Here is a 23,954-nt window from a genome sequence, read left to right as displayed (position 1 = left end):
CGAAGATCAACATTTGATCTTCGCTCCTTTGTTTTCTTAATATTCGCTTCAATAATCTTTGCGCCTTTGCTGCTTTGCGTCTTTGCGTGAACTAGTAGCCGGGATTCTGTCCCAGTCCTTTGTTGATATCTATTTCTTTCTGTGGTACCGGCCACAGGTAATCTCTTTGCGGATTAAAGACGCGGCGTTCTGTGACGATATGATCTCCTGTAAGGGTTACCTTACCGGTAGTGGCGTCAACAGTGCCGAGGCGGGTGCCGTATACAGCGCCGGACCTAACGTCGGCGCCTATCTGCCAACGCTGTATGTCGTACCAGCGCAGCCCTTCGAGCGCCAGTTCTACCCGGCGTTCGCGCCTGATAAGTTTGCGCAGGGAAGTAACATCGTTATATACGGCGCGGTCTACCAATGGCATGCCGGCACGCTGACGGATATCATCGAGTGCCTGGTATACGCTGTTGTCTATCACACCGGATTCTACCTGTGCTTCTGCATAAGTGAGCAAAACTTCGGCATAACGGATCACTATGATATTCAGACCGGTATGCCACATATCCGGAAAATCGGATAGGAAAGGCGCGAATTTCCGCACCAGGTAACCGGTAGGAGAATTGTTGCCTTCGCTGTAATAGTTATCGCTGCCGGGCGTAATAGGATCGTAGATCTTACCGCTGTACTGTAAGCCGGGATATACCACGTTGGCGGCTAACCGAGGATCCCTGCCGGTGTAGGGATCATTTTCATTATAGCCGGAAGCCGGATCATCGATGGTTTTGCCGTTCGCCATTTCGTAGGCGTCTACCAGTGACTGCGTAGGACTCAGTGAAGCCCAGCCGCCATAGCCGGAAGAAGGAAGAATGCCGATATTTTCATTCTCGTTATCTTTTTCATTGGCTTTGTATTGTATGTCCAGGATAACTTCCTTGTTGTTTTCGTTGTCCGGACGGAAAAGGTCCGTGTAGTTGGGAAACAGGCCGTAACCGAGTGCCATTACTTTTTTACAGTCTTCAATGGCGGCCGCATAGTTTTTGTCGTACAGTTCTACCCTGGCCCGGAGAGATAATGCCGCACCTTTAGTAATGCGACCGATATCGTTGCCTGTATATTTATCCGGCAGTACCTGTGCGATGGCGGCCAGTTCATCGGTTATAAATTTCCGAACCTCTGCTTTGGGCGTTTTCGTAACAGTGCCTGCTTCTGTGGTAGAAAGGTTTTTGACCACCAATGGTACATTTCCATACAATTGTGTCAACAGGAAATAGCGATAAGCCCGGAGAAAACGGGCTTCCGCAGTAAACCGGGTTTTGATATCGTCTGCAATAGGCGCCTTTCCTACGTTTTCGATGAACCAGTTACATTTCTGTATGGTTACATAATCCCATTGGCTCACTACCTGCGGATCTGTAGCTGTGGCGGTACCATTTCCCAGGTGCTGATAGTTATCCCAGGCCCACTGGCTATAGCTGTTATCGCTCACCGCATCCATATAAAAAATATTGGTGCTGGTTTCCCAGTCTTTGTAACAACCGGCGAGCGCCGCAGCAGCAGCGGCTTCTGTTGTCCATAGCGTTTCATTGGTGTAGCCATCGGTAGGTGATTTGTCCAGAAAGTCTTTCTGACAGGCAGTCTGCGTGAGCACACCCGCTAACAATATATAGAGAAGGTTTCTTTTCATGATCGTGATTTTTCGTAACGGTTAAAAACTAACATTGACGCCAAACGTGTGCACTTTTACCTGCGGGTAGTAGTAGATACTGCTTTTGATCGATGCTTCAGGATCTATCCATTTGTACAGGTGGTCAAACGTGAGAATGTTCTGACCGCTGTAGTAGAAGCGTACTTTGGTGAGTCCTGCCCGTTTGATCAGTTTTTCCGGGAGAGAATAACCTATCTGCAGGTTTTTTAATCGCAGGTAGGAACCATCTTTCACCCAAAAAGAAGAAGGTGTACCGGAAGGGTCATTTTGTTTGTAGTTGTACCAGGCACGCGGCATGGATGCATTTGGATTTTCCGGTGTCCAGTTATCGAGGAAGGCGGAAGTAGGTTTATTGGCGTTACCACCAATAGCACCGATCTTACCGGCATCGATGTAGGTTTTCACGCCGGCAGCGCCTTGCAGCAGAATGCTCATATCAAAGTTTTTCCAGGAGCCATTCAGGTTGAGGCCGAAAGTGACTTTCGGGAAATAGCTGCCCAGGTACTGACGATCCGCGCCGGTGATGGTATCGTTACCGTCTATATCGCGGTATTTCAGATCGCCTGGGGCGATGGTGGGCAGGTAGTAAGGTGTATTTTTTACCTCATCCTTAGAGCGCAGGATGCCGTCTGCAATGTAGCCATAGAGGGAGTTTACAGGATATCCTACCTGCTGCACCGTATAACCGTCGATGATAGGTCCGACCCCATGGAGATCGGTAATTTCGTTGTGGATAACTGCTGCGTTAAAGGATGCTCCATAGCTGAAATCACCTTTACTGTCGTTATAACCCAACAGGAATTCCCAACCCCGGTTAAGTACGGTACCTGCGTTCTGCACCGGCGCTTTTAATCCATACACTGCGCCTACCGGGATAGCCATGAGGATGTTGCTGGTTACTTTATGGAAGTAGTCCACACTGAAATTTATTTTACCATCGAAGAAGCCTGCATCGATACCGGCGCCGGTTTCTGTGGTTGTTTCCCACTGGATATCCGGGTTAGCGCCGTTGATGGGCGCTACGCCCTGTGCCACGGTACCGGCGGTACCACCAAATACATAGTTCTGGTTACCGAGGATGGTAAAGAGATACGGATAATACTGATAAGTAGGATACTTGTTGTCATCCGGTCCTTTTACGTATTGGTTGCCCAGCTGTCCCCAGGAGGCTCTCAGCTTGAGGTTGGACACCACTGGTTTCAGCGGCTCGAAGAAGGCTTCCCTGTCGAGGTTCCAGCCGGCGGAGAAAGACGGGAACAGGCCCCATCTGTTCTGTGAGGCGAAGCGGGAAGAACCGTCATAACGCAGGTTGGCTTCCAGCAGGTATTTGCCGTCATAGTCGTAGTTCAATCTGCCGAAGAAAGAGCGCAGGCCCATGTTATAGCCATAATTGAGCGCATACTGGCCGGCAGGGCTACCGAGGTTCAGATCGGTCAGCTGTGTATTGACATATCCTTTGCGGTAGCCTTCATCGTAGGTGTATTTGGTTTGTTCCTGGGAAGCGCCGCCGAGTATTTTGAAGTTGTGTTTATCAAACGATTTGCTGTATTCCACCAGTAGCTGCTGGGTGATGGTATTGGAAAAAGCGTTGACATCTGTTACAGAGCTGGGTCCCTGGTAGAAGGACTTGTTGCCGCTGGCATTGTAGTATTGTTGTTCCGCAGCGAATTTTTTAGCATGAATAATATTCATGATGTAGCCCAATGATGGTCTGATGTGCAGGTCTTTCACCACTTCCCAGTCCACGCCTACATTGCCTACCAGGTCATACGTCGTAAACTGGTTCAGGCTGTTTCCTTCCAGCCAGGCCATGGGGTTACCATCGCCAATGGAGCCGTAGTGGCCATTCTCATACTTATACGGAATACGCGGGTTGATGCGGTTGATTTGTCTGATCAGCTGCTGGAAATCGCCGGTGTAGGGATTGGATGGTTCTTTCCGGCCGCTGGAAGTAAAGCCGATATTGGCATTTACCTTAATGCGGTTAGTGAGCTGTGAAGTAAGGTTCAAACGGGAAGTATATCTTTTGGCATTTGTTTTTTTCACGATACCGTTCTCATCGAAGAGGCCGAGGGAGAAGGCGTATTGTGTTTTTTCCGTGCCGCCGGACATGCCGAGATAGTGGTTTTGCTGGATACCGCTGCCTTTGTAAAAGAGGCTCAGCCAGTCTGTATTAGGGTAGTTATAAGGATCGGAGCCGTCTTTGTATTTGGCAATTTGATCCGGGGTGTATTTGGGACCGGAGCCTTCATTGGCGGCGGCCTGGTTTTCCAGTTCAGCTACCTGCCAGGAAGGGAGATAATCGGGCAGGCCGGTGGCTTTCTGTTTACCTAAATAAGCGTTATACACAATGCGTGGCGCCCCTTTTTTGCCCTGGTTGGTAGTGATGAGGATAACGCCATTGGCTGCACGGGAGCCATAGATGGCTGCGGAGGCAGCATCTTTCAGTACAGACATGGAGGCGATATCATCCGGGTTGATATTGTTGAGTGTATTAAGGTTAGCGATCACGCCATCGATCACCACCACCGGGTCGGCATTGTTCAGCGTACCGATACCGCGGATGCGTATTTTAGCCGTATCAGCGCCTGGCTGACCGCTGACCGCGGATGTTACCGTAACGCCCGGCATGGTGCCCTGTAATGCGTTGCTGACGTTGGTCACCGGGCGGTTGGTCAGTTCCTTATTACCGATGCTGGACACGGCGCCGGTGAGGTTCGCTTTTTTCTGTGTGCCGTAACCTACCACCACCAGTTGTTTCAGGGAGCTTACATCTGCCAGCAACGTGATGTTCAGCTGTGTTTTACCTTTCAGGCTGATTTCCTGCGGCGTATAGCCGATGCTGGTGACAGTCACCACGGCGTTTTCATCCACGCCTGCCAGCTGGAAATCGCCGGTAGCGGTGGTGATAGCGCCTTTGGTGGTACCTTTTACCATGACGGACACGCCGGGGATACCTACGCCTTTTTCATCCACCACTTTACCGGTGATGGTGATGGGTGGCGGGGTGTTGTTCAGTACCGGTTTGGTATCTTTCTCATTTTTTTCATTACGGGTGATGAACACCGTATTTCCCTGTATCTCGTAGCTGAGTGACTGATGTTGCATCACCATGTCCATGGCGGTTGAGAGGGACACGTTTTTCATATCTACGGTTACCGGCGTAGTGTTTTTCAGGTCCTCCCGGTCGTAAAAGAAAGCATAGCCGGTTTGCTGGCGGATGACGTTCAGTACTTTCTGGAGGCTGACAGCACGGGCAGACCAGGTGACGGTCTGTGCGCTGGTATGGGCGCTTACCTGTAAAATAGCCAGGAGGAGCAGTACGGAAGTTAGCTTCATAACTAACAAAAGTTTGTTGAACAGCCCGGCTTTTTTTGGGTGACATCCGGGCCCGGAATTACAAATAGCCTTTAGTTGCATACTTTTGCAATGTTTGGTTGAATTAATAAATAATGTTTACCGACTTGTTTGTTGGTTTAACTGAACTAAGGCCGGGGTTCTGACGCCAATCTTAATCCCCGGCTTATTTCATTAAAGTACATGGGAATACAGCTTTGTTAACCTGAGTTGATCATTGTTCGTGGTTGTTTTTCATTGTTCGTTTATAAAGACTATGGCTGGATAATAATCCGGTGGCCATCTTCAATGCGATATTTTATTCTTGTCCTGGAAAGTCCTTTCAGCACTTGTGATAAGGTAAGGCTGCGGCCTATTTCCCCGTTAAATACACGTTCCGGTATTTTTCCTTCGTAGGTTACTTCCAGGTTGTACCAGCGGGCCAGTTCTCTCATCACCGTAGGGAGGTCAGCGTTGTTAAACGAAAAGTACCCTTCTTTCCAGGCCGTAATGGAGGCGAGGTCTACCTGGTCTGCTATTTGTACCTCCCGTTGGCCTACCTGTGCCTGCTGACCCGGTTTCAATACCAGTTGACGGTTATGTGCCGAGACTTTTACAGCGCCTTCCACCAATGTGGTATTGATAGTAGCTTCATCCGTATAGGCGTTGATATTAAAATGGGTACCCAATACATCGACAGCTGTTTGGTTGGCTATTACGCGGAAGGGCATCGCAGCATTGCGGGCTACTTCAAAATAGGCTTCCCCGGTAACGGTTACCTTCCGCTCGTTGCCGGTGAAGGCAGTGGGATAGGTGATGGAGGAGCCGGCATTGAGCCATACGTGGGAGCCATCGGGCAGGGTAAGTTTATATTGGCCGCCAAGCGGTGTGCTCATGGTATTGTACAGTATTTTACCCTGACTGGCGCCGGAGGCATCGTACACTACCTGTCCGTTGGCGAGTTTGGAGACTTTACTGTTGCCTTGTTGTGCCAGTATCCCGTTGCTGGCGCTGTCGAGTGTGATTTGCGAACCATCGCTGAGGGTGAGTATGGCTTTATTGCCGCCGGGGGCGACATCCGGTGTGGTGAGCTGTGCCACAGCAGGGGCCGGTGCATGAGTGGGGCGCAGCCACCACCAGGTGGTACCGGCCAATAGCAGCAGGCAGGCTGCAGCTGCCCATCTCCAGCGGAATGAACGTATGCGGTGTGGCGGGGTTTTGTCCGCCGCCAGTATAGCAGTCGCCAGCAGCTGCCATTCCGCAGGGTCCGTGGTATTATCGGGCGCTGCCGGGCCATGGAACGCAGCTATTTCTGCGTTGATCACACCGGTATCGTCTGCCCGGATCATATCCAGCAGTTCCGTATACTCCTCGCTGGTAGCAAGGCGTCGGCGGGCTTGTGATAGTAAGTATATCAGTCTCTCAGTATCTGGCAATGACGTGGTTTTTATATCGCGTGAACAACTGGATTTTGGTGGGGATGCCCTGGTTGCAAAGGGGTGCCCTTGCCTATACGTACCGCGAACGATGCGATAGTACCTATCAATCTGAAAAAAAAATTAAAAAAAGTGTGGAATAGTGTAATAAAACAACAGCAATGGTATACTAATACCATGTTTGAGAAGATATTCCCGGATAGCACGCAGGGAGCGTACCAGTGAATTCTTTACGGTCTGGACTGAGACATCGAGTTGATGGGCGATGTCTGCTATTTTCAGCTCATTTTCCCGGCTCAGGCGGTATATTTTCAGTGCCTGGGGAGGTAGTTGTTCGATAGCTTCCCGTATCAGCCGCGAGGTTTCGGAGAGCGAGAGGTTGTCTTCCGTGATATTCGTGTATTCGTTTTCGTTCCAGGATAGCTGGTGGCGGGCTTTTTCGCGGACATCCTGTTTCTGTAGCCAGCTATAGGAGCGGTGGTAGGTTATTTTAAAGATCCAGTTACGCGGACTGCTGACAGTGGGCAATTTGTCGCGTCCCAGCCAGAGGCCGAGGAACACTTCCTGGATGATATCCTTTACCGGGGCGTCTTCCTGGATGATTTGACGGATGACAGGCTGGATACGGGGAGCATAAAGGTGGAACAGTGTTTCAAAAGCTGTTTCATCTCCTTCCGCGATCCGGTCAAATAATATTGTTTCCTGTACTACGTCGTTCTGCATCCTGTGTCCCGATACTGATCTGTCAAAATGATTGATATCCCGGTGAGGTTTAGGCCCATAAATTTTATGGATACAACAGTGATGAAAGAATGGCAACCGGGGTGTTCAAAGATAGGGTGATAAATTGGTAAAAAAAGTACAAGGTTTTAGCCTTGTAATAAGAAGGGTGGTTGGACAACATCTTCGCCCCGGGGAAGCGTTAAGTCCCATCATATCCGCTTTTTTAATCGTTTTTTGGTGCGGCGGCTTCCAGGTGCTGTATCTCCTGTTGCAGGCGGCGTTTTTGCAGCAGATAGGTTTTGAGGTCCATGCCGGATTTGGCGGCTTCGAGGTTGGAGAGGGCTTTGTATAATTGTGCCAGGGCATTGCGCAACTGCGCTGCCGGCGAATTACGGGCGGCTATAAAAGCGGGCGCTTCGCGGATAATTTCCAGGGAATAGCCTTGCGCTGCCCACCGGAGGAAATCATCGCTGAGTACATCCAGGCAATCCGGGTCGAGGGCGCCATATCCCGTGATATACAGGGTGGGCGTGGTGGCGGTGGTATTGAGGAGTATACCACGGCCGCCGCTATCGTCGCCGATGCTGAGGTATCCGGGGAGGTATTTTTGTACCTGGTAGTCCTGGTTACGGGTAATCAGATCATTGGTACCGTAAAGATTCACGAGATCGGTTACGAGGCGACTTTCCCGGAGTTGTGCCGTTTCGAGGAAACGGGCATAAGCACCCGGCAGGGTAATGCCGAGTGCTGTGGAAATATCTTGCAGGTGGTTATCCATTGTTTTTGAGTTGTGCCAGCCACTGTTGTGCAAATTCATTGTCTGGTTCCAGCGTCAGCAGTTTTTCAAAGGAGGCGATGGCCATGGGGATGTCTTCCATATGATAGAAGAGGATCGCACGGTTAAGGTGCACGTAAGTGTTGTCCGGCGCGAGGGCCAGGGCTTTGTTGTAGCAGGCCAGGGCTTCTTCGTATTGTTGTACCAGCAGATACAGGGAGCCCATGTTGACCAGCAGCCCGGGTTCATTCGGAGCCAGTTCAATGCCTTTGCGGGCATAATCCAGCGCCAGTTGCAGCCGGCCTTCCACACTTTTTTGGGTGTCTTCGTTGTAGCCGTTGTCTTCCATGAAGGAAATGCTGTGGTGGATGCTTTCCAGCAGGCTGGTTACCTGGCTGTCGTACCAGCCGGCGGTTTTTTCCACTTCCTGGGTAAAGGGCACCGCGTCGAGGTCAATGCCGTTATCCATTTCAGCGGCAGTCTTCATTTTATCTTTAGCGGGAGCGTACCACCATTCGCAGAACTTGCCCAGCTCGCCGCCGTTGGGCAGCTCGTCCAAGGGTGGCAGACCTTCAGCGTAAATGGCATCCTGTGCAACAACGAGGTCCAGTATTTCTTTCAGGGCATCCTGATTGATCGGTTCGTTTTCCTGTTCGGCAGCCATTACCATGTATGGCAGCAGGAGGTACCAGCTGTTGAGCAGGTCGCGGTATTGTTGCTGTGCTGCGTTCCGGGCAATTACCAGCGCGAGGGAAAATACATCGGTGACGGCTGGCGCCACAGCATCAGGACCTTGTAAAGTACCGTTGGCTACGAGGGCGGTCCATAGCGGTGAACCGGCATCACAGTACAGCAGGTAAGTCTGTTTTTGCTGGTCGAAGTGGGCGTATCCGGCTACGGGATTGGTTTCAGCATCCCATTCCTGTTCAGGTCGGGTATAGATGAAACTGAATTTTTGGGAGGCCGCCAGGGCATCGAGGAAGGCCTGGTGCTGTGCATACGATGGATGCGCAGTTATCGGAAAGGTATATACGAAGCGGTGTTCTATCAGGATATCCATTACCCGGAAATGGGTAAAGCCGGTATCGAACAGTGATTGCAGTTCATACAGGTTGTAAAAGAGGCTTCTGCGGTCCAGGGTATTGTCCTGGCTTTCATGCAGGCAGTAAACGGACATCTCTACCAGGGATTCTATTTCGTGCATCGACATATCTTGGGTGCGCTTTGTTTGAGATGCGAAAATAAGGCATTGTGGAAAAAAGCGCAGGCAGACATCTTAATAAAAAAAATACCTGATGAAAAATATCCTGCTTCCTATTGCCAAAATCTGCCTGGTAGGCTGTAGTTTATTGCTTTATTTCCAGCATATGTTTGAATGGCGTTTGTATGAGATTGAACTGATGTGGTTGACGATGGTATGGGAACATGGGCTGAATATGCGTTATCAATGGGTGGTGTCTCTGCCGGTAATGTTACTGGGAGTATCGCAGTTGCTGGTATTATTCAGTGTATGGAAACCACTGAAACAGGCGTGGGATTTAATGCCGGTGACCAGCCTGATTACATGTGCTTTGGGGTTGGCAGTATGGAGCGGATTTGTGTTAACCGCCACCTGGGTATTGTTGGGGGTAATATATGCCGCCCTGCTGGTGATATGGATACCCCGGGCAACTGCCCGGGGTTAGGGATTTATTTTAACAATACGTTTTTCACGTAGTTATAACTTTTGGTAATGCTATCGAACGGATCGATGGTAATTTTATCCTGCTCTACGAAGATATGTTGAACGCCTGCCTGTTTCGCATGCGCGAAGATCTGGCGGAAGTTGATGCTGCCAGTGCCGACTTCTGCGAAAGATACGCCGGACAGGAGTTCCATGGAAGTTTTGTTTTCAGTGCCTGCGGCGGTAAGGCTGGCGGTATTTTTTTTATCCATGTCTTTCACATGCCAGGCTACAAATCTGCCGGGCGCCTGAGAGAATAATTTCAGCGGATCTACGCCGGATTTGACGGCCCAGAAAAGATCCAGTTCAAAAGACACGAGGGAAGGGTCCGTGTTTTTGAGCAGCACATCATAGCCGGTGGTATTCGGCTTGTCAGCCAGTTTTTTAAATTCCCAGTAATGGTTGTGGTAACCGATATGCAGGTTGGATTTTTTACACAGTTCACCGGCTTTGTTCAGTTGTTCGGCCATGAACTTGTAATCGTCGGTAGTCAGTTTTTTATCCCACAGGGAAAGGGGAAGTACGGGTACAATAAAATATTGTTGTCCCAGTTGCGCTGCCAGGTCAATCTGCGGTTGTAATGCTGCGGGGTTACCGTTGCCACGGGTAAGGTAGTCATTGAGCTGATAGTGCCCGCTGGGTGTTGCCAGCTGGTATTCCTGGAACAGGGCTTTTAATTCGGAAGGTTTGAGGCCCCAGAAAGTGCCCTTATCTTTTTCTCCTTCGTAGCCATAATAGGTTTCCACCTCGTTGTAGCCGATTTGTGAAACACGGATGATGGTGCTTTTCACATCTTTGTCCAGCTGGTCGCGCAGCGTGTACAATTGCAGCCCGATGTTGCGGGTGAGGCCTTTCTTTTCCGTTTGTGCGAAAAGACGGCCGGGGAGCATTATGCCGGCGGCCAGTAATCCGGCCTGCTGAATAAATGAACGTCGTGAGTTATGCATCTGATAAATAATATTGTTTGTAACGTGGATAATGACCGAAATTAAGAAAAAGGTTTTATCCCCGCAGAAAATGTTGCTGCGGCTTTACTGCAGCGGATTTGAGGCCAAATAATTTTTGTACGGATATGGTTTTTATTGGTTAAATTGTTAAGACAACTGATTATCCTAAAGCCAACTCGATGAAGCTATTTTTCTGGAAGAGGAAAAAAGCCGGGGGACCCCAAAAAAAGAAGTCAAAAGTAAGGGAATGGATAGAAGCTGCCGTTTTTGCGATCGTGGTGGCTGCGCTGATCCGGACCTTCCTGTTTGAGGCTTTTATGATCCCCAGCGGCTCTATGGAAAGGACCCTGTTAATTCACGACTATCTGTTTGTCAGCAAGATCAGCTATGGTCCACGGATTCCCATGACCCCGCTGGCATGGCCCTTTACCAATCACACCCTGCCTTTTACCAAAACCACGAAAGCCTTTTCCACGGCTATCCAGTGGCCCTATATGCGATTGCCCGGCTTCAGTAAGATAAAACGAAACGATGTCATCGTGTTTAACTATCCGCTGGGAGATACTGCTATATACAGCAAATCAGGCGATGATGCGGACTATTATGTGATGAAGCGCAACCTGACACCGGACACACTCAAACTGTTTTACGGTGACCCTATCTACCGGCCGGTAGATAAAAGGGAGACCTGGATCAAACGTTGTGTGGGCATTAGCGGAGATACCATCATGGTAGTAGACGGACAACTGTTTGTAAACGGCGAACCGGGATTCGCGCCACCGGAAGCGCTCACCAGTTACCGGGTGAAAACAAGGACGGGCAAACCGTTTAATGACAAACAACAAAAAGACCTGCACCTCGATGCGGGATATGGACTGGGAGAAGATTCTTCCCGCTATTACCTGTACGATCTCACTACGGAAAAAGCGGCGTTGATAAAACAATGGGGAGATACCATTCAGCCAGACCCTAAAGTTAAAACGAGAAAGGGGATCTTTCCGGGTAACCCGGACAATTACCCCTGGAGTGAAGATACCTATGGGCCGATTTACGTGCCTAAAAAAGGTGCTACCGTGCAACTGGATACCTGTGTGTTACCACTGTACCGCCGTATCATCGAAAATTATGAACACAACCAGCTGGAAGTGAAAGGCGATAAAATATTTATCAACGGCAGGCAAACAACTGCCTATACCTTTCAAATGAATTATTACTGGATGATGGGAGATAACCGTCACCAGTCCATCGATTCCCGCTTCTGGGGCTTTGTACCGGAAGATCATCTGATCGGCAAAGCGTGGTTGATATGGTTTAGCTTCCACAAAACCTATAAGGATTTTTATATCCGCTGGAGCAGGTTTTTTACGTTGATTAAATGATGGAGAATGGTTTATTGTCCCGAGCTGGTGAAGATTTCATTCATTTTGCGAAAGATAAACACCAATACCCATCCCTAGGTATTGGTGTTTACGATATTTCGCTATATCAATGAGCGTTGCCCGCTTTGATTTTATTGAGCAACTGGTCCAGTGTGGCGCGGTCCAGCAATTGTCCTTTTGTTACGACAGCCTGAATTTTTTCCGTGTTGTGGATATCTTCCAGTGGGTTAGCATTCAGCAATAGAATATCTGCTCTTTTGCCGGCAGCCAGTGTGCCATATCTTTGCTGATGCAGGAATACCGGTGAGTTGACCACGGATGCCTGTAACGCCTGTAGGGGAGTAAGCCCGAAATGTACCATCAGCGCCAGTTCCCGGTGAAGCCCGATACCAGGATAGTCAAATGAATTGAGGTAACCGGCATCGGTGCCTGCCATGATCATTACGCCGGCTTTTTGCAGCAGCGGCAGGATAGCAGATTCCTTTTCGTATATCTCTTTGCGGTAGGCGATGGCGGCACTGTCGTCGCGCATCACCCGTTTCACACGCATCTCATAGGTCTTCTGTAACCCTTTACCGATATAAGCCAGGTAAGGATCATGCGCATGATCGTCCTGATCGAAATAAGCCAGTATCTTTCCGAGGGAAAGGGTAGGAGTAACCGCCGTGCCTTTGGCTGCCATATGGCGATAGGCCTTCATCGCGGCGGTGGTATCAAAATGGGTCAGTATATACCGGTTAATATCGCGGCCTTTGAGGTCTCCGCTGGCGATGGCGCGGGAGAGGGCTGCTTCGTCTTTTACGCCTGCTTTCCAAACGTATGACAGGTGTTCTACGGAGCTAAGACCAGCATCGGTGACCTGTTGCATCGTCAGTACATACGGTACGTGGCCGGAGATGATCATCCCTCTTTTGCGTGCTGCTTTCACCGCTTCCAGGTATAGCTCCGGTTTGATGGTGTTGTCGGTGATTTTAACGAAATCAACGTGTATCCGTTGCAGTGAGTCCAGCGCCTGGTTTAGTTCGGCAGTGGTACCTATTTCAAGATCATTGAGCCATACGGACTTATACCCTTCCAGTTTGGGACCGGAAGTGAAAATGGTAGGGCCTTGCAGCTGACCGCTATTGACTTCCTCCCGCCATTTCAATACATCCTGACTGATATCGGCAGAGCAATCGCGGATGGTGGTAATGCCATGCGCCAGGTAGAGCGGCAGGAAGTTTTTATTTTCATCAGCGAGGGTATCGCCGCCACCGAAGTGCATATGGTTATCCCACAAGCCGGGCATGGCGTAGTGGTTACCGCCGTCGAATGTTCGGGTGGCTATATATTGCTTTGCTTTCTGTGGTGTGGTAACGGCCAGAATCGTATCATGGCGTACTACAATCGCCTGGTTAGGCGTGATCTTCCCGGTGTTGACATCGATCACTTTTACGGGAGTGATGATCAGGTCCGCCGGTTGTTGTGCGGAGACGGTGATTCCTCCCAGTAAAGAGAGGAAAATCATTGTACTTTTTTTCATGATGCTGTATTATTCCGTTGTTGAAGATTCATTAAAAGTGCTGCCAGCACGAAGGTGCCACCGAGGAAAGAAACGCCGGTCCACTGCCAGTGGCTCCATACCTGTGCACCCAGCAGGGAGCCGAGGGCGCCGCCGGAGAAAGCACTGGTCATATATACGGTATTGAGCCGGCTGCGTGCTTCGGGCAACAGCGAAAATACTTTCGACTGGTTGGAGATATGCGCTACCTGTTGACCGATATCCAGCAGGATAACACCGGCAATCAATCCTATGAGTGAGGCGGAAGAAAATCCCATGATCACAAAAGCCACCAGCATGGCTAAGATACCGAGGCGCAGGGTGAACTGTGGTCCTCTGCTGTCGGCCGATTTGCCTGCTGCAGGCGCTGCCAGCGCGCCACAGGCGCCTATCAAGCCAAACAGACCTACCATATCGCTTTTATAAAAGAAGGGACCGCCTTCCAGCAGAAATACCAGCGTCGTCCAGAACACACTGAAGGCGCCGAAAGTGAGGAAGCTGGTGAAGGCTGCCTGTCGCAGCGGCGGATAGGTTTTTACCAGCGATACCAGCGATTTCATCAGGCTACCGTAACTACCGGCGAAAGAGGGTGGATCTGCCGGCAACATGCGATATAATACTGCCAGTAAAATAGCCATCATCACGCCGCCTGACAGGAACACCGCCCGCCAGCCAAGGTGAGCGCCGATGATGCCGCTAAGGGTGCGTGATAAGAGGATACCGATCAGCAGTCCGCTCATCACTTTACCGACTACTTTTCCACGGGATTCATCGGGTGCCAGTGTAGCGGCCATGGGCAGCAACAGCTGTGGCACTGCGGAGAAAAAGCCGATGAATAAACTGGCGGCTACCATCATGTAATAATGCACCGAGGCAGCTGCCAGCCACATACAAACCGTGGCGCCGGCCAGTTTCCACAATATCAGTTTACGTCTCTCTGTTTTATCCCCCAGCGGTACAACAAACAATAATCCCAGAGTATATCCTACCTGGGTAATCGTTGCAATGATGCTTACTTTTTCATGGCTCACACCAAAGGTGCCGGCCATCATCAGTAACAGTGGCTGGTTATAATAGATATTAGCCACGACCATGCCACAGGTAACGGCCATCAGTACGACCAAAGCATTTGTTATCCGGCTGCCTTTCCTTTCAAAGGGCAGCGTCATCACATTTTTCATACAATCATTCGTTTACGGCAAAAGTAGCATGGCTGCAAAGCGAAAAATGGTACTTACTATCAAATGACGGGTACTTTTTATAGATGATCGGCGTGGCGACGAAAATCTACGGGCGTTTGGGTAGTATACTTGCGGAAAAAGCGGGAGAAATAGGAGGTATCATTGAAGCCCAGGGAAAAAGCGATCTCTTTCACATCCATGTCTGTCAGTATCAGCAGGCGCTTGGCTTCCAGCAGCAACCTTTCCCGGATGTATTCACCGGCAGTGGTCCCGGATTCCTTTTTGCAGACGGTATTAAGATAACTGGCTGTTACATGCAGGCGTGCAGCGTAATAGTTCACCTCGCTGTGCTGGGCATATTGTTTTTCGAGCAGTTGCAGGAAACGGTTGATCAACCGGTTGCCGGAAGCGGCTGTTTCGGTAGGATAAGCTATGGCATACCAGCGTTGCAGCAGCAACAAAATAACCTGTAACCGGTGCTGGGTAATATTGGCAGCGGTTTCCCCCACCATGAGCTGCAATTCGGCTGCCAGCTGGGTATATTGTTCGGCCGACAGTTTCAGCACCGGCGTAGCCGAAGGGGTGAAAAAAGGCCATAGGGGGCCTTTCTGCAACATAAAACTACCGGAAAACATTACCTGGTAACCGTTGGTATGCGGTGAAAGGTTCCACTGGTGGGCCTGTCCGGGCGCCAGGAAAAAAACGGTCCGCGGCGCTACCTTGTAATCCCTGAAGTCGATGGTATGTGTGCCACTACCTTTACTCCCCACCATCAGCAACATAAAAAAATCATGCTTATGCGCTTCCTCTATCACGGGCGAATTGATGGGCTCATGTTGCAGGAGCTTAAAATCTTCCTGCTTATAAGGCAGATTGAAGATTTTTTCAATTCCCCATACCCGTAACCCCTTGATGGACATGATGATTGCTGATTTATATGATTAGCGAAGACGAACCCCTGATGGACATGATTAATACTGATTACATAATTCGAGGAGATCACCTTTTGTTCCGATAATACTTTCCTGCTGGCAATTTACTGTTTATCTTTGTGTTCTGATACAGATCAATCATCCTGAGAAATAATTCGATCTGATCATATTAAAAACAGCAAAAGGGGATCTGTCAGGAGATCTTCGCGAATCATGTAATCAGTATTAATCATGTCCATCATGGGGTCGGGTTTCAGTGCGCCTTTCTTTTTTCGTAATCGTCATATGCAGACCATCTACCCTTCCCTTTTCCGGAAGATAAAACCGGCTGCCTATCATCGGCGGCGTATCGATACACCGGACGGCGATTTCCTGGACCTGGATTTCAGCGAACAGGGGAAAGATAAGGTGGTGGTGATCTTACACGGACTGGAAGGTAATTCTACCCGGAAGTATGTGCTGGGAATGGTGCATATTTTTAATGAAGCCGGTTTTGATACCGTGTCTATGAACTTCCGGGGATGCAGTGGAGAACCGAATAAGTTGCTGCGTTTTTACCACAGTGGCGAAACGCAGGATTTGCACACTGTGATCGAATATTTGATATCTCTTGGAAAGTATAAAGCCATTCATCTGATCGGATTTTCGCTGGGTGGCAATGTTACGCTGAAGTATATCGGAGAGCGTGGCAAGGCTTTGCTGCCGGTGATCAAATCGGCGGTGGCTATTTCCGTACCCTGTGATCTGGCGGGCAGTTCGGCGGAACTGGAAAAGAAACACAACATCATCTACATGCAGCGGTTTATCCGTAATCTGCGGGAAAAGCTGCAACAGAAACAGCTACAATATCCTGATGGCATCAGCCTGGAAGGATTTGAACATATCCGCACCTTCCGGCAGTTCGACGACCGTTATACGGGGCCTATGCATGGTTTCCGCGATGCGCCGGACTACTGGGAACAATGCAGTTCCCTCCGTGTACTGCACCAGATCAGTATTCCCACATTGCTGATCAATGCCAAGGATGATCCGTTTTTGAGTCCGGCCTGTTATCCCTATAAAATAGCGGAGGAAAACGATACTTTTTTCCTGGAAACACCGTTTAATGGAGGCCACGTTGGTTTTGTCACCTTTAACGAACCCTATTACTGGTCAGAACAACGGGCGTTGGCCTTTATCCGGGAACATGCCTGATACTACCGGAGAAGAAATGCATGATCAGGTATTTATTTTTTGTTATTTTGATGTAATGACCCACGATCCTGATCAAATAGATAAACCTATCACGCCTCCCCGCCGTCTTTCCGGTCAATGGTTTGCCTGGGCTGCTGCCGTTTTGCTATGCATTGGCGCTGTCGGTAGTTTTTTCATTTATCATACCCGCCGGCATGATCTCTCACATACCGCGCTAACGCGTGATTTTGTGCCACTGAGGATTCCGGTGCAGCTGGTAGTGCCCGGCAGGATTTCTTTGGCGCTGACGGGCGACAGTGCTTTTCAGTTATGGCAGGTGGGACAAATACAACTGCGCAACGATGCCGGTAATCTCCGTTTCGCAGGTATGGCGAAAGGATACGGGCTCAATACCCTGCTGGTACCGCCGGGGGCAGATTACCGGGTAACCTTGTCAGACGGAACGGAAGTCTGGCTGAACTCTTCTTCCAAACTGCGTTTCCCGTTCAATTTCCCGGACCATAAACGGGAAGTATACCTGGAAGGGGAAGCCTGGTTTAAGGTAACGCCCAACACGCAACAACTCTTTGAAGTACATACGCCCAATACCTCGGTGATCGTCACCGGGGCCGATTTCAATCTCAATGCCTATGACGGTGAACGGGTGCGCGTGTCGCTGGTAGCAGGCGCCGTTACCATCGCCGGCGCCAATGGAGAAGAACGTACGCTGAAACCAGGTATGGAAGCGGTTTATGGCGACTATAACGGTTTCCGTACCGCCCCTTTTGATACCGCCACCATCCGCGGATGGATGAAGGGGGAAGGATATGCTATCAACGGTCAGAAACTGCGCGACCTGAAACCTATCATAGAACGCTGGTTTGCCGTACAGGTGATATTTGATAAACCGGAGATCGCCAATCTTACGGTGGCGGGACCGCTGGAAAAAAATCACCTGCCTGCGTTTCTGAAAGCGGTGGAAACCTCCAGCCAGGCCCGTTATTACTTTGCCGGTAATGAACTGCATTTTTCCCTCCCCTGATTTTTTAGGTAGATGTTTCCCTGGTTGTCAGCATAAAAATTTTTAAATGAGCGACTGTTCATTTATATTTGCAGCATGCGGCCAAGAGATGAAAACAAGGTTATCCAGTTAAAGCAGAAAGCAATTGAAATGATTGTCCGGGATGGCATTGAAGCCTTTGGCGTCAATAAACTGGCCAAAGCGGCCGGCGTGGCTCCCGGTACTATCTACATCTATTTTAAGGACAAGGAAGCGCTGCTGTTAACACTTTGCCAGGAGGTGAGTCAGCGTATCCTCGAATCCAGCCTGCAAGGCCTGGAGCCGGATATGCCTTTTGCCAAAGGCATGCAGTTGCAATGGAAAAACCGGTACCAGTTCTCCCGTCTGCATCCGGAAGAAGTGGCCTTTATTGAAAAAGTACGGTATACCAGTGTATACGAATCTATAGAAGAACGGCTGACAGCCCGCTATGGTAAACTGTTGCTGGCTTTTCTCACCAAAGCGGTGGCAGATAAACAGCTGGCGGAAATGCCTTTTGAAATGTACTGGTCACTCGCTTTTGCTCCGTTGTATCAACTGATCAGCTTCAGCCGTCAGCATATACACCGCAAACGGAAGTTCACCCTGACAGATGAACTGCTGCTCCAAACGTTAGCCCATACCCTGAAAGGAATGAAGCCTTAAAATTTTTTTGCTTGTTTAAATGAATGAGTGCTCATTAAATAATTAACTATGCACATCTTCACTGAAAGAGAAGAAAAAGAACACCTGGCAGCGGTACAATTCCGGATCACTGCTATGATCACCGCCGGTAAACGCCTGGCAGACAAGCGGGCGGCGGACTTGCTGGAACAAAAAACATATATCCGGGATAACAGGGACGAGAAGGCTATTCTCCATTCATCCATCGTACAAACAGCGGGCAGCGGCGAAGCGGCGCTGGCTAAAGCAAAACAGTTGGGTCGCTTGCTGCAGACACCCTATTTCGGCAGAATAGATTTTAAAGCCAGCGATCAACCGGAAGCGCTGCCGGTATATATCGGGGTGTGCACACTGAAAGACCCGGATGCCGGCACCCCGCTCATCTACGACTGGCGATCTCCCATCAGCAGTATGTTCTACGATTATGAGACAGGCGCCGCTTCCTATGAAGCCCCGGCAGGTACTATCGCAGGAGACATCTCCCTGAAAAGACAATACCGGATCAAAAACGGGATGATGGAATTTATGATCGACACGACCGCGCCGGTATACGATGAATTATTGCAACGGGAACTCAGCGTTAGCACGGATGAAAAAATGAAGAATATCGTGGCCACCATTCAGCAGGACCAGCACGCCATTATACGCAACGAGGCCTCACCCGTGCTGATCATACAAGGAGTAGCAGGTTCGGGTAAAACTTCCATCGCCCTGCACCGGATCGCTTTCCTGTTGTACCGTCACCGCGATACACTCACGTCAAAGGATATACTGATTATCTCTCCCAACAAAATATTTGCCGATTACATTTCACAGGTATTACCGGAACTGGGAGAGGAGAATGTACCGGAAACCAGTATGGGACTGCTTGTCCACGAAATACTGGATCATCAGTATACCATCGGTAGTTTGTTTGAACAGGTAACCGCTCTGCTGGAAAACAACAACAATATTTTTACGCAAAGCGTACATTATAAATCCGGGTTCGGGTTTCTGCAGCAACTGAATGAATATGTTGTGTATCTCAATAATCATCTTTTTCAACCGGCATCCATATCTGTGGCGCGTTTCACGATACCGGTAAATGTGGTCATGGAACAATACCAGGCTTATCACCGGTTGCCGTTGCTGAAAAGAGGTCCGGAAACAGCCGCTGCACTGGTAAAATACCTCTTGTATAAACACCACTATGAAGCCAGTGCGAAAGATAAGGCACTGCTGAAAAAAGCTGTGTCGGCGATGTTGGGGAATGCGAACAGCCTGCGGTTGTACAAGGATTTTTTTAAATGGATAGGACGGCCTGCCCTGTTCAAAATGAAAGGAAAAGTACTGGAATACCCCGATGCATTTGGACTGGCTTATCTTAAAATCTGCCTGGAAGGGATATTCACCCATCGAAAGGTGAAACATCTGCTGATAGATGAAATGCAGGATTATTCGCCGGTGCAGTATGCGGTGATCGCCAAATTATTTTCGGGTAAAATCACGCTGTTGGGTGATATCCACCAATCCCTGAATCCTGAGCGTAAAACCGACCTGGACAGCCTTCGGCGTATTTTTCCGCAATCCTGCCAGATGACACTGAATAAAAGTTACCGTTCTACCCTGGAAATATTGCAGGTGGCGCAGCAGATTATTTACAATCCCACGCTGTTGCCGATGGAGCGCCACGGTCAGGCGCCTACGTTGTTTCGCGCCACAGACCCACAGGAAGAAATAACGTATATCCGTCAACGAATCACTGCCTTTACACAACAGCAACGGTACAAATCATTGGCTATTATTTGTAAAACTGCTGCCATAGCGGCATCCCTGATGGAAACACTCGATGGTTTGCCGGTGCAGTTGCTCACCGATACCAGTCACCGTTTTACGGATGGCGTCATGCTCATCAGCGCACAGTTATCCAAAGGACTTGAGTTTGATCAGGTGATCATCCCTTTCGTAACGGCAGCCAACTATCAGACAGACATCGAAAGAAGTATGCTGTATATTGCCTGCACCAGGGCCATGCATATTCTGCACCTGACAGCTACCGGCCCCATTCCTCCATATTTGGAAAATATTCCTTCCTGATTTTATTATCTTTCTGCTCTTGACCAATTCATCTCCTATGGGACTTGCACGCAGAAGATTTCTGAAGAATATAGGGCTCACCATGGCCGGCGCCTGGATGATCAGGATACCGGCGCTGGGACGGGCTATTGACCAGAGCGGCGGCCTGTTGCTCGCACCGCAGCGGGATGCCGCATGGCTGGCGTCTTTATTCGAACGGGGGCAGGCTACCACTTATCTTAAAACAAAAAACGAACTACAATACATCGGTATGCCGGTGGGCGGTATTATGTGCGGCACCGTGTATCTCGGTGGGGACGGCCGTTTGTGGCTGTGGGATATTTTTAACCAGAACCAGGAAGGCATAGAACCCAAAGAGGTGGAATGGAAGGAAGCCGTACCGGGACAAGCCAAAAAAGTCCGTTCCCGTGATGGGGCCTGTTATATACAGCCGTCTAAAAATATCCGTCCGCTGGACCAGGGTATGGCACTGCAACTGAAGATAGGTCAGGAGACCATCATTCGTCCGCTGGATGAAGCCAGCTGGCCGGAGATCAGTTTCGAAGCCACTTACCCCATAGCCACCATCCGGTATGTAGACCCTGCACTACCGGTAACGCTTACACTGGAAGCCTTTTCTCCCTTTATTCCGTTGAATGAAGATGATTCCGGACTGCCGGTCACGTTGTTATCCTTTCATATACATAACAAAGGCAAAGTGCCGGTAGAAGCTACTTTGCTGGGATGGCTGGAAAACAAGGCCGCCCTGCACCACGCCAAAGAAAACCTGCACGAGCGGACCAACACCGCTGCCGGAGGCAAAGGCTGGAAAGGCGTATTGGCTGCCGTACGCGCCAAAGACGCTGCCGGTGCGGCCTTGCAGCAAAGTCCGGACTATGGCAATCTCTGTCTCGCTGCCTTCGATGAAAAAGCTGTCATCCATACCCAACTGGAACTACCCATCAGCGCTGCTACGTTTAGTCGGCGCCGTAGTGAACAGTCGGTTCGCAATATTAACCAAAAACTAACCGCCGGAGTAATGGTTAAACACTGGTTACTACCGGGTAAGGATACACGCTGCGATTTCGCTATCAGCTGGTACTTTCCTAATCTGTCGTTTAAGGATATACAGGGCAAAGGCCGGTATTATGCCAACCAGTTTGCCGATGCGGCAGCAGTGATGGGGTATGTGCGCCATCATCATACCCGCCTCGCCGGCGACAGCCGCCTGTGGAAAGCTACCTGGTACGATGCTACACTGCCCTGGTGGCTCATGGAACGCACGTTTATGAATATCTCCACGCTGGCTACTACTACGGCACATCGTTTTCAGTCGGGCCGCTTTTATGCCTGGGAAGGCGTAGGCGCCTGTGAAGGCACCTGTACGCATGTATGGCAATATGCACAGGCGGTAGGCAGAATATTCCCCGCCCTGGAGCGCGACACACGGCAGCGGGTGGACCTGGGCATCGCTATGATGCCGGACGGCGGTATCCTGTTTCGCGGCGAAGCAGAAAAACGCCCCGCTATCGATGGACAGGCCGGCACCGTGCTGCGCATTTACCGCGAGCACCAGATGAGTACCGATGACCGCTTCCTGCGACAGAACTGGCCACAGATCAAAAAAGCGACTCAGTTCATTCTCCACCAGGACCGCAACGGCGACGGGCTGGAAGACACTCCCATGGAAAATACACTGGACGCCATCTGGGATGGAGAGATTGCCTGGATAACCGGGTTGTGTATTGCAGCGGTAAAAGCCGGTGGAATCATGGCGCTGGAAACAGGAGATACCGATTTCGCAGACATCTGTAATGACTATGTGGAAAAAGGCCGCCGTAACATGGAATCGCAGTTATACAACGGCGAATACTTCATTCATCAGCCGGATAAAGTAAAAGGCCGCTCTGTAATTGGTAGCTACAACACCTGCCATATCGACCAGGTATATGGCCAGAGCTGGGCCTTCCAGCTGGGCATGGACAGAATACTGGACAAAGAAAAAACGTTATCAGCCCTGCGGGCCTTGTGGAAATATAATTTTATGCAGGATGTAGGCCCTTATATCGCTGCTCATCCGGGCGGGCGTCCTTACGCGCTGGCCGGCGAGGGTGGTATGATCATGAATACCAATCCCTATAAGGAAGAATTTCCGTTTGGGGTAAAAGATGCCTGGCAGCTGGGCTATTTCAACGAGTGCATGAGTGGTTTTGAGCACCAGGTGGCTTCCCATATGATGGCTGAAGGCATGACTACAGAAGCGCTTACACTCACCAGGGCGGTGCATGACCGTTACCATGCGGCCAAACGTAATCCGTTCAATGAAATAGAATGCAGTGACCACTATGCCCGTGCTATGGCCAGCTACGGTACTTTCGTGACGGCATGCGGGTTTGTGTTTCATGGTCCGGCGCAGTACATCCGCTTTGCACCTGCCTTGCAGCGGGAGAATTTTAAAGCGCCTTTTGTAACGGCGGCAGGGTGGGGTACTTACACGCAGCAACAACAAGGCCATCGGGGCGAATACCAGCTCATGCTGAAACACGGCAGCTTATCATTACGCCTCTGTTGTTTTGAACAAGCCAATCCGGATACAGTAGTGGTAAAGATGGGCAATCGCCAACTACCGGCTACGTTTGTCGAAGAGGATGGCCAGGTAACTATCCGCCTGGATGAAGCAGTTACCTTGCATAAAGATGAAACACTGCATATAACCATTACGTCCTGACGCGGAATTAAGTAGCTTTGCGTTCGTTAAATCCTTTGTCAATGGAACCTTTAAAATTATACATGTTATTGCTGGGATGTACGTTGCCAGGCAGGCATACGGAGCAGCATGATGTTTTTTTCGGCATCGCCCGTAAAGTGAGCGACCTGGTACCGGATATGAAAGCTTTCTGGCCCGAAGCCGGTGATAAATTACATGTTGACGGCTGGCGTGAAGTCAACAGGGTAGGCAATTATGACATCGCCATCGTATCCCGCGATGAAGCCATAGAAAACGCCGAACAGTTGTATTTCCTGAATCTGGGCGGATACAAACCGGGAGAGATGGAAGAGTTCCATTATAAAATGCTCCGTGTCAGCAAAGACATTGGGGCGGCTATCCGCGAAGCAAAAGAAACGGCGTTTTACAAACACACTACTTTCGATACCGCTACCTCCCATGTAGATGACAAGTACGGGGTGGATGTAGATGATATTGTTCCGGTAAAAGATATTCTACCAGCAACCATACGTGCGCAATACCAGCTGAAAATAACGCCTGCGGAGGCATCTGCCCAGGAAGACGAGTTGTTCCTCGGATACTTCCAGTTACATAAACTTTAATTACG

General features: G+C 49.8%; 18 protein-coding genes. 8 read left to right on the top strand and 10 right to left on the bottom strand.

Features of this window, described 5'->3' with window-relative positions; genetic code table 11:
• Positions 1-91 precede the first annotated feature (91 nt).
• From ICL07_RS18375 to ICL07_RS18350, 6 genes are all read right to left on the bottom strand, one after another.
• Entirely contained in the window at positions 92-1,675 is a 1,584-nt protein-coding gene (locus ICL07_RS18375; protein ID WP_188089485.1) for a RagB/SusD family nutrient uptake outer membrane protein, read from the bottom strand.
• Positions 1,676-1,696: 21 nt separating this feature from the next.
• Positions 1,697-5,035 carry a TonB-dependent receptor gene (locus ICL07_RS18370; protein WP_188089484.1) on the bottom strand — a complete coding sequence of 1,113 codons (3,339 nt, stop codon included), beginning with the start codon at positions 5,033-5,035 and terminating at the stop codon, positions 1,697-1,699.
• Positions 5,036-5,307: 272 nt separating this feature from the next.
• Entirely contained in the window at positions 5,308-6,468 is a 1,161-nt protein-coding gene (locus ICL07_RS18365) for a FecR family protein (protein WP_188089483.1), read from the bottom strand.
• A gap of 123 nt (positions 6,469-6,591) precedes the next feature.
• Positions 6,592-7,191 (bottom strand): RNA polymerase sigma factor, encoded by a 600-nt coding sequence (locus ICL07_RS18360; RefSeq protein WP_188089482.1) that lies wholly within the window; start codon positions 7,189-7,191, stop codon positions 6,592-6,594.
• A 223-nt stretch (positions 7,192-7,414) separates the two neighbouring features.
• Positions 7,415-7,969, bottom strand: coding sequence for an SMI1/KNR4 family protein (locus ICL07_RS18355; RefSeq protein WP_188089481.1), 555 nt, complete (start codon positions 7,967-7,969; stop codon positions 7,415-7,417).
• On the bottom strand, positions 7,962-9,176 hold the full coding sequence (locus tag ICL07_RS18350) for a tetratricopeptide repeat protein (protein WP_188089480.1): 1,215 nt from the start codon (positions 9,174-9,176) through the stop codon (positions 7,962-7,964). Before ICL07_RS18350 ends, ICL07_RS18355 begins: the two co-directional genes overlap by 8 nt.
• An 85-nt stretch (positions 9,177-9,261) precedes the next feature.
• Between ICL07_RS18350 and ICL07_RS18345 the strand changes: the two genes are divergently transcribed.
• A complete protein-coding gene (locus ICL07_RS18345; RefSeq protein WP_188089479.1) occupies positions 9,262-9,651 on the top strand; it encodes a hypothetical protein in 390 nt (129 codons plus the stop codon).
• A gap of 4 nt (positions 9,652-9,655) precedes the next feature.
• On the opposite strand, the gene ICL07_RS18340 is transcribed toward ICL07_RS18345, so the two are convergent.
• Positions 9,656-10,636 carry a sugar phosphate isomerase/epimerase family protein gene (locus tag ICL07_RS18340; RefSeq protein ID WP_188089478.1) on the bottom strand — a complete coding sequence of 327 codons (981 nt, stop codon included), beginning with the start codon at positions 10,634-10,636 and terminating at the stop codon, positions 9,656-9,658.
• A gap of 179 nt (positions 10,637-10,815) precedes the next feature.
• On the opposite strand from ICL07_RS18340, the gene lepB reads away from it, so the two are divergent.
• Positions 10,816-12,015 carry a signal peptidase I gene (gene lepB / locus ICL07_RS18335; RefSeq protein WP_188089477.1) on the top strand — a complete coding sequence of 400 codons (1,200 nt, stop codon included), beginning with the start codon at positions 10,816-10,818 and terminating at the stop codon, positions 12,013-12,015.
• Between the two features lie 106 nt (positions 12,016-12,121).
• On the opposite strand, the gene ICL07_RS18330 is transcribed toward lepB, so the two are convergent.
• The 3 genes from ICL07_RS18330 to ICL07_RS18320 form a co-directional block, all read right to left on the bottom strand.
• Positions 12,122-13,537, bottom strand: coding sequence for an amidohydrolase family protein (locus ICL07_RS18330; RefSeq protein ID WP_188089476.1), 1,416 nt, complete (start codon positions 13,535-13,537; stop codon positions 12,122-12,124).
• Positions 13,534-14,736 (bottom strand): MFS transporter, encoded by a 1,203-nt coding sequence (locus ICL07_RS18325; protein WP_188089475.1) that lies wholly within the window; start codon positions 14,734-14,736, stop codon positions 13,534-13,536. The genes ICL07_RS18330 and ICL07_RS18325 overlap by 4 nt, the downstream gene beginning before the upstream one ends.
• Positions 14,737-14,813: 77 nt before the next feature.
• Positions 14,814-15,656 (bottom strand): helix-turn-helix domain-containing protein, encoded by an 843-nt coding sequence (locus ICL07_RS18320; RefSeq protein WP_188089474.1) that lies wholly within the window; start codon positions 15,654-15,656, stop codon positions 14,814-14,816.
• A gap of 252 nt (positions 15,657-15,908) precedes the next feature.
• Here ICL07_RS18320 and ICL07_RS18315 point away from each other — a divergent pair, with 252 nt between their 5' ends.
• The 6 genes from ICL07_RS18315 to ICL07_RS18290 all read left to right on the top strand — a co-directional run bounded on the left by ICL07_RS18315 (position 15,909) and on the right by ICL07_RS18290 (position 23,949).
• Entirely contained in the window at positions 15,909-16,862 is a 954-nt protein-coding gene (locus ICL07_RS18315) for a YheT family hydrolase (protein ID WP_223151976.1), read from the top strand.
• Positions 16,855-17,883 (top strand): FecR family protein, encoded by a 1,029-nt coding sequence (locus ICL07_RS18310; RefSeq protein WP_188089472.1) that lies wholly within the window; start codon positions 16,855-16,857, stop codon positions 17,881-17,883. Before ICL07_RS18315 ends, ICL07_RS18310 begins: the two co-directional genes overlap by 8 nt.
• 75 nt (positions 17,884-17,958) lie before the next feature.
• Positions 17,959-18,546 (top strand): TetR/AcrR family transcriptional regulator, encoded by a 588-nt coding sequence (locus tag ICL07_RS18305; RefSeq protein ID WP_188089471.1) that lies wholly within the window; start codon positions 17,959-17,961, stop codon positions 18,544-18,546.
• A gap of 48 nt (positions 18,547-18,594) precedes the next feature.
• On the top strand, positions 18,595-20,640 hold the full coding sequence (locus ICL07_RS18300; RefSeq protein WP_188089470.1) for a HelD family protein: 2,046 nt from the start codon (positions 18,595-18,597) through the stop codon (positions 20,638-20,640).
• Between the two features lie 37 nt (positions 20,641-20,677).
• On the top strand, positions 20,678-23,347 hold the full coding sequence (locus ICL07_RS18295) for a GH116 family glycosyl-hydrolase (protein WP_188089469.1): 2,670 nt from the start codon (positions 20,678-20,680) through the stop codon (positions 23,345-23,347).
• Between the two features lie 41 nt (positions 23,348-23,388).
• Positions 23,389-23,949 carry a DUF1543 domain-containing protein gene (locus tag ICL07_RS18290; protein ID WP_188089468.1) on the top strand — a complete coding sequence of 187 codons (561 nt, stop codon included), beginning with the start codon at positions 23,389-23,391 and terminating at the stop codon, positions 23,947-23,949.
• Positions 23,950-23,954 lie beyond the last annotated feature (5 nt).

Source organism: Chitinophaga qingshengii, assembly GCF_014529935.1.
In the GTDB taxonomy this organism is placed as follows: Bacteria; Bacteroidota; Bacteroidia; order Chitinophagales; family Chitinophagaceae; genus Chitinophaga; species Chitinophaga qingshengii.
Note: the sequence above shows the minus strand (reverse complement) of the source record. Positions and strands in the feature narration are given on the sequence as shown.

Excerpts from the sequence above, each read along its gene's own strand:
- ICL07_RS18375 (WP_188089485.1), bottom strand. The coding sequence starts at position 1,675 with ATGAAAAGAAACCTTCTCTATATATTGTTAGCGGGTGTGCTCACGCAG.
- ICL07_RS18370 (WP_188089484.1), bottom strand. The coding sequence starts at position 5,035 with ATGAAGCTAACTTCCGTACTGCTCCTCCTGGCTATTTTACAGGTAAGC.
- ICL07_RS18360 (WP_188089482.1), bottom strand. The coding sequence starts at position 7,191 with ATGCAGAACGACGTAGTACAGGAAACAATATTATTTGACCGGATCGCG.
- ICL07_RS18355 (WP_188089481.1), bottom strand. The coding sequence starts at position 7,969 with ATGGATAACCACCTGCAAGATATTTCCACAGCACTCGGCATTACCCTG.
- ICL07_RS18350 (WP_188089480.1), bottom strand. The coding sequence starts at position 9,176 with ATGTCGATGCACGAAATAGAATCCCTGGTAGAGATGTCCGTTTACTGC.
- ICL07_RS18345 (WP_188089479.1), top strand. The coding sequence starts at position 9,262 with ATGAAAAATATCCTGCTTCCTATTGCCAAAATCTGCCTGGTAGGCTGT.
- ICL07_RS18340 (WP_188089478.1), bottom strand. The coding sequence starts at position 10,636 with ATGCATAACTCACGACGTTCATTTATTCAGCAGGCCGGATTACTGGCC.
- lepB (WP_188089477.1), top strand. The coding sequence starts at position 10,816 with ATGAAGCTATTTTTCTGGAAGAGGAAAAAAGCCGGGGGACCCCAAAAA.
- ICL07_RS18330 (WP_188089476.1), bottom strand. The coding sequence starts at position 13,537 with ATGAAAAAAAGTACAATGATTTTCCTCTCTTTACTGGGAGGAATCACC.
- ICL07_RS18325 (WP_188089475.1), bottom strand. The coding sequence starts at position 14,736 with ATGAAAAATGTGATGACGCTGCCCTTTGAAAGGAAAGGCAGCCGGATA.
- ICL07_RS18320 (WP_188089474.1), bottom strand. The coding sequence starts at position 15,656 with ATGTCCATCAAGGGGTTACGGGTATGGGGAATTGAAAAAATCTTCAAT.
- ICL07_RS18315 (WP_223151976.1), top strand. The coding sequence starts at position 15,909 with ATGGGGTCGGGTTTCAGTGCGCCTTTCTTTTTTCGTAATCGTCATATG.
- ICL07_RS18310 (WP_188089472.1), top strand. The coding sequence starts at position 16,855 with ATGCCTGATACTACCGGAGAAGAAATGCATGATCAGGTATTTATTTTT.
- ICL07_RS18305 (WP_188089471.1), top strand. The coding sequence starts at position 17,959 with ATGCGGCCAAGAGATGAAAACAAGGTTATCCAGTTAAAGCAGAAAGCA.
- ICL07_RS18300 (WP_188089470.1), top strand. The coding sequence starts at position 18,595 with ATGCACATCTTCACTGAAAGAGAAGAAAAAGAACACCTGGCAGCGGTA.
- ICL07_RS18295 (WP_188089469.1), top strand. The coding sequence starts at position 20,678 with ATGGGACTTGCACGCAGAAGATTTCTGAAGAATATAGGGCTCACCATG.
- ICL07_RS18290 (WP_188089468.1), top strand. The coding sequence starts at position 23,389 with ATGGAACCTTTAAAATTATACATGTTATTGCTGGGATGTACGTTGCCA.